We start from the raw sequence: 13,354 nt of genomic DNA on the forward strand, positions 1-13,354 counted from the left end.
TATTATAAATAATGAACGGAACACATATGTACATTAATTTGAATAAAAGAGAATCCTTATAGACGCTCATCCAATTGGTTAGTTATTAATTATCTATATTCATTCTAATAAAAGTATACTTACATCTAAATAACAACATAAAAACCCACTCTTTACTATTGTAAGAGTGGGTTTCATACTATTAAAATAACAATCACTATAAGAAACCTTATAATTTATATTTTTTTAGTAATCCTATTAAGTTTTTTATAAAATTCACCTTTTGTCTTTGCATGATTAAACTCATTTGGATTAATATTTGCTTTTTGTGAGAGTGCTACAATTTCTTCTTTTGAAATTGAGTCTTTCGTATTTATAGATGCTATATTTGTGTATTTTCCGTCTTCTGTTTTTGGAATTTCTAAAATCCCTTTATTCACGAGATCAACTACAGCCTTATGCTCTGAAGAATGTAAATCTACACCAGTAATTTTCCAATTACGCATAACTTTTGGAGTGTATACACCATTCTTTACCTCTTTTAAATATGTAATAGCAAGGTTACGAATGGTTCCGCCTGTTTCTCCAAATGCATTCTCTTGTTTAGATGACCAAATTTGTTCAAACTTACGCCCCTCTAAAGCTCCCCCTTTTGCCTGAAGAGCCTCCATTCTATATGCATTCATTCCCAGCGTCATAACATCGCTCGTTTTGATTGGTTTGTTTGTACGAATAGAGCGTAAATTTGTAATTCTACTTCCATATGGTTTTGTTAAGTCAATTTCGTATTTTACGCCTCCAAAGAAATCGTTCGTACTGTATTTAGATGCACGGCGGGTTTTATCAAAGCTAACGGTTACATCTCCGGCACGAGATGAGTTAAAATATCCTGCTGCCCATTCCATATAGTCTTTTAAATCTTTTCCAGAAATCTTATATACTGTAATTTCTCCCAAGGCATATTGGTAATTGTACGCAATATCTTTTTTCTTAATAGGACCTATATCCAAACGGGCATAATCATTATCAATTTGATGGGCTACTACATCTGCTTTACTGTAGTAGAGCATGACTTCATGAAAGAAATCTGATAAAGGTGTTTCTTGAATCTGAACACTTGGAATACCCTTTATTTCATTTTCAGGAACAAGATTTCTACCCTTTAATTGAGCGACTACAACATTTGCATCTCCTCTCGCATATTCGTGAAAAGGTGTTAATGTTTCTTCAAGTGTAGGATCAGATAATATCGTTGTTCCATCAGCATTTTTTACAGGTATAGCGGTAGCAGTTTTATTTTTTAAAGTCAACTTCCCATCTTGCTTTGTAAAAGTAAGGTCAATACGTGAAATATGTGTTCCATATTTATCTGGTTCTGTAATAATTACGCCATTTACAACTTCTTTTTTTACAAGTTTATGCATGTGAGCCGCAAAAATAGCGCTTAGTTCCGGACAAGCATTTGCAATATCTTGAACACCAGTACCAGGGATACCATTCTCATTTTCTAATCCCATATGCATAACTCCTACCATTACATCTACTTTACCTTCTAATTCCTTAATTGCCTTTTTCGTCTCTTCTACCGGATTTTTCACCACTAAACCATCTAAGTGATCTGTCCCTTTTTCAAAATCACTAATCATTGGTGTATTCATACCAATAATCCCAACTTTAATTCCACCTTTTTCTACAATTGTATATGCAGGAAGAAAGCGCTCTCCATTTTCCTTATAAATATTTCCTGCTAACGTTTTTCCCTTATATTGCTCACTAACTTTTTTCAATGTATCTAATCCAAAATTGAATTCATGATTTCCAAATGCCCAGGCGTCATATCCCATTGTATTCATCGCTACCATCATTGGCGATTGTGGTTTATCGTTGAATAATTCTACTGAGTTTCCTTGAATTGTATCCCCAGCATCTACTAATATGGTATTTGGATTTTCTTGACGGACCTTCTTTATAACCGTATAAAGCTGCGTCAAACTTCCACTCATATTTGCTCCATCAAGCGCATAATCCCAAGGCATAAATCTACCATGAATATCTGCAGTACCTAACAATGTGATATTAACTTCAGATTCCTCAGCCTTAGAGATAGGTGGTTTGACTATTACTGCTGTTCCAAGCAGTAATAGAATTACAAAGTAACATACATAGTTCTTCCATTTCATTTTTTGCATAATAATAATATTTCTCCCCTTTTTGTACTTTCATAAAGTTGCTTGAACTTTAAAAATGTAACTTATTATTCAGGAAACTTCAACTACAAAAGATAATTTTGAAGGTGGTTCTGTTGCAAAATAAAGAGAATAAATTGCATACATCCCCTAACAGAATTGTATTTTATCGTTTCCTGACAGAATACCCCTTCCTTAAGCGTGTGAAGAGTACTTTCAAAATAAGGACATATCATTCATCATCATAAAATCATTATTTCAATTTACTAAAATTCGCATATAAAATATGTTATGATGATTATTTTTTTGAATTTCATTGTCGAAGTATTTCCTTCTCAATGAAAATACTTCCAAAAAAATAACCCCGCTCTTCATTTAAGACGGGGTTACACTTATACAGAAAATCGGATAGTTTCATATTTTCTTAAGCTTATTGGTTACTTTCAACTAATTTCATTCTATTTTTGTTTTCTTCTGAATCAATATGAATCAACCGTTTTCCCTGTTTATAATACGCATCAATAAATAGGGAATAATTTTTACTTTTCAATTTCACAAAGTAATTTTATCTCTTTTATTTGTGAAATATGACGCTGTTCATGTAAATAAATCAGTCCTATCCACTGATCAAGGGATAATTCTCCAAGAGCTGGATGCATCACTGCTTTTTTCGCTAATATAGACTCATCTTCTATTGTACTCAGGAAACGCATCAATTCTTTTCTTGATTCGTTTAGCATATTGAGCATTTGCTCCACTTCAAATGGTTCTATACTTGGTTCAATCATTTCTGGAGCTATAAACTTTTTCGTTCTATCTAATAAAATAGTGTGAATTTCTTTACGCTCATTTTGGGTACTATCTAACTTTTTTAATCCTGATGAAATAACTGTTATAACTCTCTCATCTAATAAAACTAAATGATGACAAACTTGTGCAATACTCCATTTATCCTTATCTGGTTTCCTATTAAATTGAGCATCACTCAACAAATTAATTTCCTCAACTAATTGATCTCTCGTTTCATAAAACTTGTCATTTACAAATGTATCCATGTGGATTCTCCTTTCATTGCAACCTACATACTTAAATTCCTACGCTAGAAATATTATCTTCAAAAAAAGTTTTTCTTTCACTACTATTCCAATTTCATTTTAAAGCTACAAATGAAATTATTTGTTTTTTATATCTTTTTAATTGGCACAAATAAATTAACCTTTAACTTTCCGTCTAGATCTTCAGCAACATTATTTAAGCAAAACTCTAAATTATCTCTATCATAATCTGCATCATACTCACTATTTGGTAGCCACTCTGCATACATGTATTGATACGCTTCACTTAATTTATGAGGTTCATCATAGAACTGGTATAGACCATATGTACCTCCATCTAATCTTTTAAATTGCACATCATGATGCTTTTCTTTATCGAAGTTTTCAGGAATCGTAACACATGCATCATGCCGGCACTTATGACTTGCAACAAGTTCAGGATTATCTAATGATATTCCGATAAATGATTGCTCTGGTGGATAAAGTTTATTTTCAATTGACCAATTCAGTAACTTTCCCCAGTGATCTTGTGGTTCAAAGTAGCTACCAGTTCGTCTTATATATGCTACTTCTAATGGTGGAAATTTTTTTATAAAAACTTTCATTTACATCTTCTCCCCTATAAATATGTACACTGTTTATTTAGCTTTCTTTAAATATTTATTCCTTCTTAAATAAAAAGAATCCTCTAATCACATGAATTTTAATTGAAATACAATTGATTACTATTACTACTACTAAAGTAGTATGTACTTTCATACTTTTATTTGATTTTAAATTCTTTTTAAATCGATATATTAATTGTAAGAAAATAAAAAGGTGGAGGATTTTAATTGATTAAAGGAATATACGAAGCGCATTTACCAGTATAATGTCCTATCAATTTATCATTAAATAAATGTAAAAAATGACCCTATTTATTCATTTTTAATGCGTATGTATGTACATTTGTTAATTTATTCGATATATTATGGGTATTGAATGATTACGTGAAGTGTATAGGTCGCTTATATAACACCTTATATTTTTATATCCGTGAAAACTACAAAGTGTATGAAAATCCATTTGTCAAATGAATTTAGTGCGGAAGGAGGTTTGTGGTTACTTCATAGGGTATAATAATCAGTTTTTTACTGATAAAAATATAGGAGGCGACATAATGTTTCGTACGATTTCAAATTTCATGAGAGTAGCTGAGATAAGAAGGAAAATCCTTTTTACACTAGCGATGTTAATCGTTTTTCGAATTGGCACGTTTATTCCAGTTCCTCATACTAACGCAGAGGTATTAAAAGTACAAGATCAAGCTAACGTTCTAGGTATGTTAAACGTATTTGGCGGAGGAGCATTGCAACACTTCTCAATCTTTGCTGTAGGTATTACACCATATATTACAGCTTCCATCATAGTACAGTTACTACAAATGGATGTTATACCTAAATTTTCGGAATGGGCAAAGCAAGGAGAAATGGGCCGTAAGAAATCAGCTCAATTCACTCGATACTTTACAATCATTCTCGCATTCATACAGGCCATCGGAATGTCTTATGGCTTTAATAATATAGCAGGTGGACAATTAATAACAGATCAAAGCTGGACTACATACTTATTTATTGCGACAGTTTTAACTGCAGGTACTGCATTTTTACTTTGGTTAGGCGAACAAATTACCGCTAACGGAGTTGGTAATGGTATTTCGATGATTATCTTCGCAGGTCTCGTTGCCGCCATTCCAAATGTTGCAAATCAAATTTATTTACAACAATTCCAAAATGCTGGCGATCAGCTATTTATGCACATAATAAAAATTGTTTTAATTGGACTCGTAATTTTAGCGATAGTTGTTGGTGTTATTTACATTCAACAAGCTGTACGTAAAATACCGATCCAATATGCAAAAGCTGTTTCAGGAAACAATCAATATCAAGGAGCAAAAAACACTCATTTACCGCTTAAAGTAAATAGTGCTGGTGTTATACCAGTTATCTTTGCTTCTGCATTTTTAATGACGCCGCGTACAATTGCGCAGCTCTTCCCTGATTCAAGCGTATCAAAATGGTTAGTTGCAAATCTTGATTTCGCACATCCAATTGGAATGACACTTTATGTCGGTCTTATCGTTGCTTTCACATACTTCTACGCATTTATTCAAGTAAATCCTGAACAAATGGCTGAGAATTTGAAAAAGCAAAATGGATATGTTCCTGGTATTCGTCCTGGTAAAGCAACTGAACAATATGTAACTAAAATTCTATACCGTTTAACATTTATCGGTGCAATTTTCTTAGGTGCTATTTCTATATTACCGCTCGTATTCACGAAAATTGCTACGTTACCACCTTCTGCTCAAATTGGTGGTACAAGCTTACTTATCATTGTCGGTGTAGCACTAGAAACTATGAAGACGTTAGAAAGCCAGCTTGTAAAACGTCATTATAAAGGCTTTATTAAAAAAGTGAATTAATTATCAAAAACACAGTTGGTTATTTTTCCAACTGTGTTTTTGATTTTATCAGTCCTGTAATATACAGGGCTATTGCTTTATTAAACTACATCTCCTTCTCTAATAACCGCCCTTTTTTGAAATAAGTCCGTAGTGTTGAACGATTGGCCAAAAATACACCAATCAATATAAGACAAGCCCCCATTCCCATTGTAGGATTTAAAGGTTCTCCTAAAATGATATATCCCACAATTATTGCAATTAATGGTGATACATATAACCACGTCGATGGAAATACTGGATTTGTTTTTGATAAGAGCCAGTAATATAATCCGTGTCCACCAATCGATCCGATAAATATGAGATATAAAATAGGCCATTGCACACTCCATGAAGTTAATACGGTTACATTTGGTTGTTCTACAATAATAGATGCGATTAGTAGTAAAATCCCTCCATAAAACATTTGAATACCGTTAATAAGAAATGGTGATACATTTGATAAATCTGACAGTATTTCTCTCGAACGAATAGAGCCTATTCCGTAAAATAACTCCCCTATAACTAACACAATACAAGCAATACTCCATATGAAACTTACTTGTTGATGCATTCCTGGTAAAGAAACAAATATAACACCTATTAGTGCAATAACTAAAGCAACGAGTTGTTCCTTTTGTAATTTCTCCCTATTCCTCTTTGCTTGTATTAATAAAATCATCATTGGTCCCGTAGCAGAAAGAACAGCAGCTAATCCTGAAGAAATATATTGTTCTGACCAATATAAACTTGCGAATGTCATAAATGTTAAACAAAATCCAGCATACATAATGCGTTTTGAAAATATATGTGGCATAATTTCTTTTCGCTTTAATTTAAAAATAATCATAAGGATTATGCCCGCTAAAAAGAAGCGAATTCCTGCTGAAAACAACGGTGGCGCCCCTGCTTCAATTCCAATTTTTATCGTTAAAAATGTTGTCCCGAAAATAATACATACTAAAATGTAATTAAAAATGACCATTTTGCTTCCTCCTTTTTACTCTTAGAATGAGTATAGAGGCTATGGTGTATAACAGTGTATCGGTACATATAACAGTTACTTCAAGTTGTAGTTGATTCCCTATATATTTTTCGCTTTAATTAAGTTAAAAAGAAAAATAGGTGAACCTATGAAAATTGTATTGCGTAAAGAAACAAACATACCGTATTACAAGCAAATATATATGCAAATTGTTGACAGAATACAAAGTGGTATGCTTTCACATGGTGAATCTCTTCCTTCTTTACGTTGTATGGCCACAGATTTACAAATCAATGTATTAACAGTTCGTAAAGCGTATAAACAGTTAGAAACGAAAGGGTATATACGCATCGAACAAGGAAAAGGTGCTTACATATATAAACGGGTAAAGAAAGATTTCAAACCAATTCCGTATAAATGGCAACAAATGAAAACGATTAATGTTATGCGTTCTCAATATGCAATGAATAAGCACCGTAAATATTATAATTTTTCACAAGCAATTCTGTATCCTCGTCTGTTACCAAATCCATTTTTGGCAGATGAAATGCATAAATTGCTGGATAAAAATCCGATGTTGTTAGCAACTTATGGGCCAGTTCAAGGCGATTATGAATTGCGAGTTGAAATAGCAAATTACTTAAATGAACACCAGAAATTAGTGACAGACCCATCTCAATTATTAATTACAAGCGGCGCACAACAAGGAATTGATTTAATTGCTCAAACATTATTAAAACCTGGAGATATTGTATTGGTAGAAAGTCCATGTTACAGTGCTGCGCTTGATATTTTCATCAATAAAGGTGTTCAAATCATTCCCGTTTCTCTTGATAATCATGGAGTTCGCTCCGACTTAATTGATGATATTTGTCAAAGTAAAAATCCCGTTTTATTGTATACGAATCCCACCTTCCAGAATCCGACAGGTACAGTAATGAGTAAAGAACGAAGAATGGAACTTATAGAACTATCGGAGCTATATCAATTTTTTATTATTGAAGATGATTCTTTCGGAGAAATATATTTTAAGGATGCTATAATCCCGCCCCCAATCAAAAGTTTTGATAAGGATGGCCACGTAATATATATAAAAGGATTTAGTAAAACGTTAGCACCAGGACTGCGTATCGCGGCACTTATTGCCGATGGTCCTATTTTTGAATGGCTATATGCAGTAAAAGGTTCAATGGATATCGGTAGTCCTTTATTAACACAAAAGGCACTTCTACCGTTTTTACGTGCAGAACGTATGAAAAACCATTTAGAAAAATTACGTACAGCTTTACAAATGAGACGTGATTTAACAATTGATATATTATCGCCATTAAAAGAACTACACTTTGAAATACCAAATGGAGGTTTTAATTTATGGGTGACACTACCTGATTCGATAGATCCCTTTACCTTATTACAAAAAGCAAATGAAGTAGATGTCTCTTTTTTACCAGGAACAGCTTGTCTATTAAATTACGAAACAAATGATAACCAATTAAGAATTAGCTATTCAATGTTAAACGAGAAAGATATGGAAATTGGATTAGAAAAATTACACGATACAATACGAAACAGTATTTGTTAGAAGTAATATCACAATAGCTAACAATAAATAATACTCGAAAATGAAAATGTATAGTATGGGATATTATTTATTGTTGAGCTTTTTTCGTTATTCTGAACAACCGGTTTTAAAACTTGTCTTTCTTTTAATTCTTCAACAATACCATATTGATCAATAACAATTGCTTTCATTTCCTCTCCTCCTTGCTGTTTATTTTAATAACATACAATTATTTCTCAAAATTTTTTGCCTTGAATTAACATATAATTATTTTTGGGGGTAATTATGCAAGAAGCATTATAAAGTGAAACTTTAATCACCCCTCGCCAATCGGGCTTTTCCGGGCAGTTGGTCCCCTCCCAACTTCTTTACTTTCCCTGAATTTTAAGATGGGACTCTTACTGCCCAGTAAATAGCGGGATGAATTCCACCACGAATCTTACACACATCTTAGAATCATCCAAAACTGTTTTATTGATCAAATTCAAAAGAAATGGGGCTAACTATATGAGTGAAAAGATGTTTAAAATAAACGGAATTGATATATGTACAGAAAGCTTTGGAAACCCTAAGAACCCTGCTATTTTATTAATTATGGGTGCTACATGTTCCATGGTTTATTGGGATGAAGAGTTTTGTGAGCTGTTGGCTAGTACGGGGAAGTTTGTTATTCGCTTTGATAACCGTGATGTTGGACGCTCTGTTGCCTATGAACCTAGAACTTCCAATTACACAGTAACAGATATGGCTGAAGATGCAATTGGAGTACTAGATGCTTATCATATTGATAAAGCTCACCTATTTGGCATGTCATTAGGTGGTATGATTGCTCAAATTGCCGCTGTAAAACATCCCGAAAGAATTTTGACGCTAACTTTACTAGCGACTAGTGTAATAGGATCTGATGACAATACTCGCGATTTACCTCCAATGGATGAAAGGATTTTAACACATCATGTAAATGGCACAAGTATAGATTGGGCAAATAAAAATGATGTGGCAGAGTATTTAGTTTCAGGATCTCGTCTATTATGTGGATCAGAACGAATATTTGATGAAAATAGAGTTTATAAACAAGTAAAACAAGAAATAGAACGCGCAAACAATTTATTAAGTATGTTTAATCACGCTTTACTTCAAGGTGATGATGCATATGAAGGTGTACTTCAATCCATACAAGCACCTACATTAGTTATTCACGGAACAGACGATACAGCACTACCATTTGAACATGGCCTCGCACTAATTGATGAAATTCCAAACTCAGTACTATTAACCCTTAAAGGGGCAGGCCATGAAAACCATCCAGATGACTGGGAAAGCATAATTAATGCTGTTTCTAAACATACATCTAAAATTTAGATAAATAACTAATGGAAGGGTCACAAATTGTATTGTGCCCCTTCCATTTACAAACAAAACCCCATCACTGTATTCGTATGTATAGTGATGGGGACTTCTTATATTTTTCTATGTTTAAAAAAATGGACAATCTAATTGATCAACAGATTCCCATAATTTTTTTTTTGCATTTTCAGTGGATGTATTTGTGTCTAGTGTCATGTTTTTAAAAGGGTTTACTTCGACTTTTAATAAGGATGAAGGCTCCACATATAATGAGAAAACATGGCTGCTTGGTAAAGCTTTAGAAACATCAATATCTCCTACTTGTTTAAATAGTTGCTGCGCAGCAAAGAAGAAGAAATTAGTTGGATTTGATTGTTTATTCAGCCACGCAAGCATTTCAGGTGATACCGATTTATGAATATTGATTTTTACTCGATCACCACGTTTATATCGCCTAGATCGCATACTTCCACCAACTAACTTATCGTTAAGTTTGTAAATCCTAACTCTTTTTGCTTATGCTCTCTATATTTTGGCGAACAAGTATAGACTAATAATCCTCGTGCATTTGTAAATAACGGATTATCTACAAAGATTACATTTTTGAGTCGTCCTTTTTGCTTTAAAATCATTTTTAAACTGTTTTTAATAATTACTGCACCCCCGCCATAAATAAACACGTATGGATCGTCTTTCATATCATCAATTTTATTTATAATATCTGTTGCAACACGCGCTGCTAAACCTAATAGCGCTGGCTGTGATTCCTCAACTAATAATGTATTTCTCGGATGCTTATCATTTAAATAAATTTGATTGAATTCTGTAATGCTATCAATCGTTTTAGTTGGATACTTCCGGTTCCATCTCGTAATGATTTGTAGTAACGTCTCTTTTACACCATAAGATAAACCTTTACTTAGTTGCGGACGGAAATTCACTCCTAATGAAACGACTTCTTCTGTCGTCCCTGCGCCAATATCAAAAGAGAGTAGAGTTTTATCTACAAAATCAATTTCAGAAACTTGATTTTGCTCACATTCTATTTTATGTTTCACAACATTTCCTTCTTCATCGTATACAATGCCCCACGTCCCAGAAGCACCCTCAGGTAGGCATTTACAATACTCAATTGAAACATTAATTGTCACATCGCGTCCGTTCGGATAATGGAAAATAACCTTATGATTTCCCATATAACGTTTTGCATTTTCAGCAGCTATTTCTTGTGTAATAAGCTGCATAGGAAGAGCGACAGATAAATCATAACGAATATTAATATGGCTAGAAGTTGGACTTTGACGCATAGCGCTTACCGCCAAACCTGATAGTATTGTAATAACCATTAACTCATCCGTTGACTTATTTGATTTCTTCTCTACCTCAGTACCTTTTAATTGATCTTGAATGACTTTTTCTCCAACGATGTATCGTACATTATTTAGCATTAACGATGGCGAACTTATAGTCACATCAATGTGGTTTTCTAATTCAGATAATGAAACATCTACCTCATCTAAGAGTCCTGTAGGCTCACCTATATATAAAGAATAAATACTCGGAATAAAAATAGGGTCTTGCCCTTTCACCATTAACTTCAAACCGTTGTTTCCTGCATCTGCACCAGCTTTTAAAAGTATAGACATAACTACCCCCTAAATTAATCTGACATCCCTTCCAAATATATGCGAGCCCATTCTTTTACATTCAAATGTATTGTAATTTTTTATTTATCATAGAACTAAAATATTACATACTTACATATTTCGTGTAAAAAGTATTTGATATGATACTTTTCCAATTTTATACTTATATTTGTAAAGAGTTTTTTACAATCGAGGGGGCAATTATTTATTGAATACTAAAAAAACTATTTTTATAATCATTGTTTTAGCATTAATTGCAATACTAGTACATGGCACATATAAATACATAACTGAAGGTTCTATTTTGGGCGGTACGATTTTTGCTATTTCGTTAATACTTAGTAATTTAATTAATTACATTACTTGGGGAGATCCCCACGGTGTATCAGAAGAAAGTCAAGATGAAATGGGACAACAAATTACATATAAAAGCTTTAAAATTGCATATTTTGTGCTTGTAATTGTAATGTTCCTTATATTAATCTTCTCTGAAGGATTTTCTATGGGGGCTAATTTAGATGGAGTAAAAAACCTCCCTCTGTTCATCGCAATTTGCTCTTCCTTCTTTATTTATCCTATTGTCGAACTCGTAGTTGCAAAACAATATAAATAAAAAGATGAGGTTTTCTACATGTAGAAAACCTCATCTTTTTATATTTACATACCCTCTACAATTGCTTTTAATTTGTTCACAGTCCGCCAATTCCTAACTGTAGCTGGTGTATGTAACTTCTGAAACTGGTTCATTAATTTAGAATTTCGAATGCTATTTTTGAAAAACAAATAAACGACTTTCTCATCTATATAGCAATCTTCAAGTTCACTTTTAAATGTAAGCAATTGACTACTCTCTTCTTCAGAAAGTACATTCGCTAAAAAAGCAATATGAACACTTTCTCCTTCTAACAATGAATGAACTTCATACGGACATTGTTTAATAATATTTATAAATTCATCATGTGTTCTTAGCATGACTGGAACATCGAAATCAAATTCATTTTTTATTTCCGTTTGTATTCGGTCTTTTAGAAAGTTTATATCTTCCTCAGATTCGAACACGATATTACCACTTTGTATATACGTTTTCACTTGTTTTAACCCTATTGATTCAAACACTCGTTTTAACTCAGCCATTTTGATTACTTTATGTCCACCGACATTGATTCCTCTTAGTAATGCAATATAAAGTGTCATACTATTCCCCCCACAATAAAATGAACTTATCAATTGAATCGATTTCCCCACTCATATTTCTCGGATATTTGTTTTAATTCTTCTAACATATCATGAATAGATAATACCTCAAATAAAATAATATACTCACTTGAAAAATGGTGATGATAATGATTTGGTTTATAATCTTTTAAATCATTTTTATAACTCCAAGTTGAGATATTAAAAAATTCACAAACTAACACTGTAAGAAAAACTGCAATCCCAGTTTTAATCACTCTTCCCCCAACGATATTCCATTTTCTATCTTGATTCATTTTTTATATCCTTCATTTCTATTTCATTTTATATACATATATTGTATATTATTAAAATAAAAAAACCTACTACATGAATATTCAAGAGTAAGTTTTCTATCTCATTATTTCATTATAGACAAATGCATTATTATTTGTTGGCCTATTGGTCCCATTCTTCTAAAACCTTTATCTTGGAAGCCGACTTTTGCATATAAATTTTGTGCAGGAATATTTCTTTCATTCACAGCAAGTACAACTTCATTTTTTATTGGAAAATAACGTTTTACAAACTCGTCTAATAATAACAATGACTTTTTAGCGTATCCCTTTCTTTGTCTATTGTGATTTATAGAAAATGAGGTTAAAAGTAAAGCGTTTTTATTGTCTGTGAATTCCTGTACTCTATCGCCTGTTTGCAATGCGAAAAGACCCACCGGTACCCCATTGTAATCTAAAATAACAATCACATTTTTTGTACGATCACTTTTTGCTTTCTCCAGTAATGCGCTTGGATCTGATGTAAACTGAACTTGTTCACTTGGTAAAGTAAATGTTTGTATAACTTCTTTATATTTCTCCTTATACGGAACTAATTGAATTTCCCCTGTGTGTATGTTCATGCTAAACTCTCCCATTTTTTA

The 13,354-nt window shown here is 32.7% G+C and carries 13 protein-coding genes and 1 pseudogene; 4 read left to right on the forward strand and 10 right to left on the reverse strand.

Annotated elements, in window-relative coordinates:
* Window positions 1-215 precede the first annotated feature (215 nt).
* The 3 genes from DN407_RS13300 to DN407_RS13310 all read right to left on the reverse strand — a co-directional run bounded on the left by DN407_RS13300 (window position 216) and on the right by DN407_RS13310 (window position 3,825).
* Window positions 216-2,168 (reverse strand): bifunctional metallophosphatase/5'-nucleotidase, encoded by a 1,953-nt coding sequence (locus tag DN407_RS13300; protein ID WP_001171076.1) that lies wholly within the window; start codon window positions 2,166-2,168, stop codon window positions 216-218.
* A 536-nt stretch (window positions 2,169-2,704) separates the two neighbouring features.
* The gene (locus tag DN407_RS13305; RefSeq protein ID WP_149216364.1) at window positions 2,705-3,220 is read right to left on the reverse strand and encodes a DinB family protein; all 516 of its coding nucleotides are present in this window, start codon (window positions 3,218-3,220) and stop codon (window positions 2,705-2,707) included.
* A 128-nt stretch (window positions 3,221-3,348) separates the two neighbouring features.
* Window positions 3,349-3,825, reverse strand: coding sequence for an AraC family transcriptional regulator (locus DN407_RS13310; protein WP_000862353.1), 477 nt, complete (start codon window positions 3,823-3,825; stop codon window positions 3,349-3,351).
* 554 nt (window positions 3,826-4,379) lie between these two features.
* On the opposite strand from DN407_RS13310, the gene secY reads away from it, so the two are divergent.
* A complete protein-coding gene (gene secY, locus DN407_RS13315; RefSeq protein ID WP_000490135.1) occupies window positions 4,380-5,684 on the forward strand; it encodes a preprotein translocase subunit SecY in 1,305 nt (434 codons plus the stop codon).
* Between the two features lie 85 nt (window positions 5,685-5,769).
* Here the strand turns inward: secY and DN407_RS13320 are convergent, their stop codons facing one another.
* Window positions 5,770-6,687: a DMT family transporter gene (locus tag DN407_RS13320; RefSeq protein ID WP_149216365.1), complete on the reverse strand. Its 918-nt coding sequence runs from the start codon at window positions 6,685-6,687 to the stop codon at window positions 5,770-5,772.
* Window positions 6,688-6,835: 148 nt separating this feature from the next.
* Here DN407_RS13320 and pdxR point away from each other — a divergent pair, with 148 nt between their 5' ends.
* Window positions 6,836-8,269: a MocR-like pyridoxine biosynthesis transcription factor PdxR gene (gene pdxR, locus DN407_RS13325; RefSeq protein ID WP_149216366.1), complete on the forward strand. Its 1,434-nt coding sequence runs from the start codon at window positions 6,836-6,838 to the stop codon at window positions 8,267-8,269.
* Between the two features lie 17 nt (window positions 8,270-8,286).
* On the opposite strand, the gene DN407_RS31640 is transcribed toward pdxR, so the two are convergent.
* On the reverse strand, window positions 8,287-8,439 hold the full coding sequence (locus DN407_RS31640; protein WP_179955818.1) for a hypothetical protein: 153 nt from the start codon (window positions 8,437-8,439) through the stop codon (window positions 8,287-8,289).
* Between the two features lie 316 nt (window positions 8,440-8,755).
* Between DN407_RS31640 and mleBCA the strand changes: the two genes are divergently transcribed.
* On the forward strand, window positions 8,756-9,610 hold the full coding sequence (mleBCA, locus tag DN407_RS13330) for a BCA family alpha/beta fold macrolide esterase (protein ID WP_001291319.1): 855 nt from the start codon (window positions 8,756-8,758) through the stop codon (window positions 9,608-9,610).
* 114 nt (window positions 9,611-9,724) lie between these two features.
* On the opposite strand, the gene DN407_RS13335 is transcribed toward mleBCA, so the two are convergent.
* On the reverse strand, window positions 9,725-10,060 hold the full coding sequence (locus DN407_RS13335) for a hypothetical protein (protein ID WP_001257760.1): 336 nt from the start codon (window positions 10,058-10,060) through the stop codon (window positions 9,725-9,727).
* Window positions 10,061-10,071: 11 nt separating this feature from the next.
* A complete protein-coding gene (locus tag DN407_RS13340) occupies window positions 10,072-11,241 on the reverse strand; it encodes a ParM/StbA family protein (RefSeq protein ID WP_000025622.1) in 1,170 nt (389 codons plus the stop codon).
* Window positions 11,242-11,449: 208 nt separating this feature from the next.
* On the opposite strand from DN407_RS13340, the gene DN407_RS13345 reads away from it, so the two are divergent.
* On the forward strand, window positions 11,450-11,854 hold the full coding sequence (locus DN407_RS13345) for a hypothetical protein (protein ID WP_001093143.1): 405 nt from the start codon (window positions 11,450-11,452) through the stop codon (window positions 11,852-11,854).
* A 44-nt stretch (window positions 11,855-11,898) separates the two neighbouring features.
* On the opposite strand, the gene DN407_RS13350 is transcribed toward DN407_RS13345, so the two are convergent.
* The 3 genes and pseudogenes from DN407_RS13350 to DN407_RS13360 form a co-directional block, all read right to left on the reverse strand.
* Window positions 11,899-12,435: a DUF1697 domain-containing protein gene (locus DN407_RS13350; protein WP_144501417.1), complete on the reverse strand. Its 537-nt coding sequence runs from the start codon at window positions 12,433-12,435 to the stop codon at window positions 11,899-11,901.
* Between the two features lie 224 nt (window positions 12,436-12,659).
* Window positions 12,660-12,731: pseudogene (locus DN407_RS32935) on the reverse strand (hypothetical protein); the annotation flags it as partial.
* 104 nt (window positions 12,732-12,835) lie between these two features.
* Window positions 12,836-13,348 carry a GNAT family N-acetyltransferase gene (locus tag DN407_RS13360; protein WP_139147423.1) on the reverse strand — a complete coding sequence of 171 codons (513 nt, stop codon included), beginning with the start codon at window positions 13,346-13,348 and terminating at the stop codon, window positions 12,836-12,838.
* Window positions 13,349-13,354 lie beyond the last annotated feature (6 nt).

This window comes from Bacillus sp. JAS24-2 (assembly GCF_008274905.1).
Lineage (GTDB): Bacteria > Bacillota > Bacilli > Bacillales > Bacillaceae_G > Bacillus_A > Bacillus_A cereus.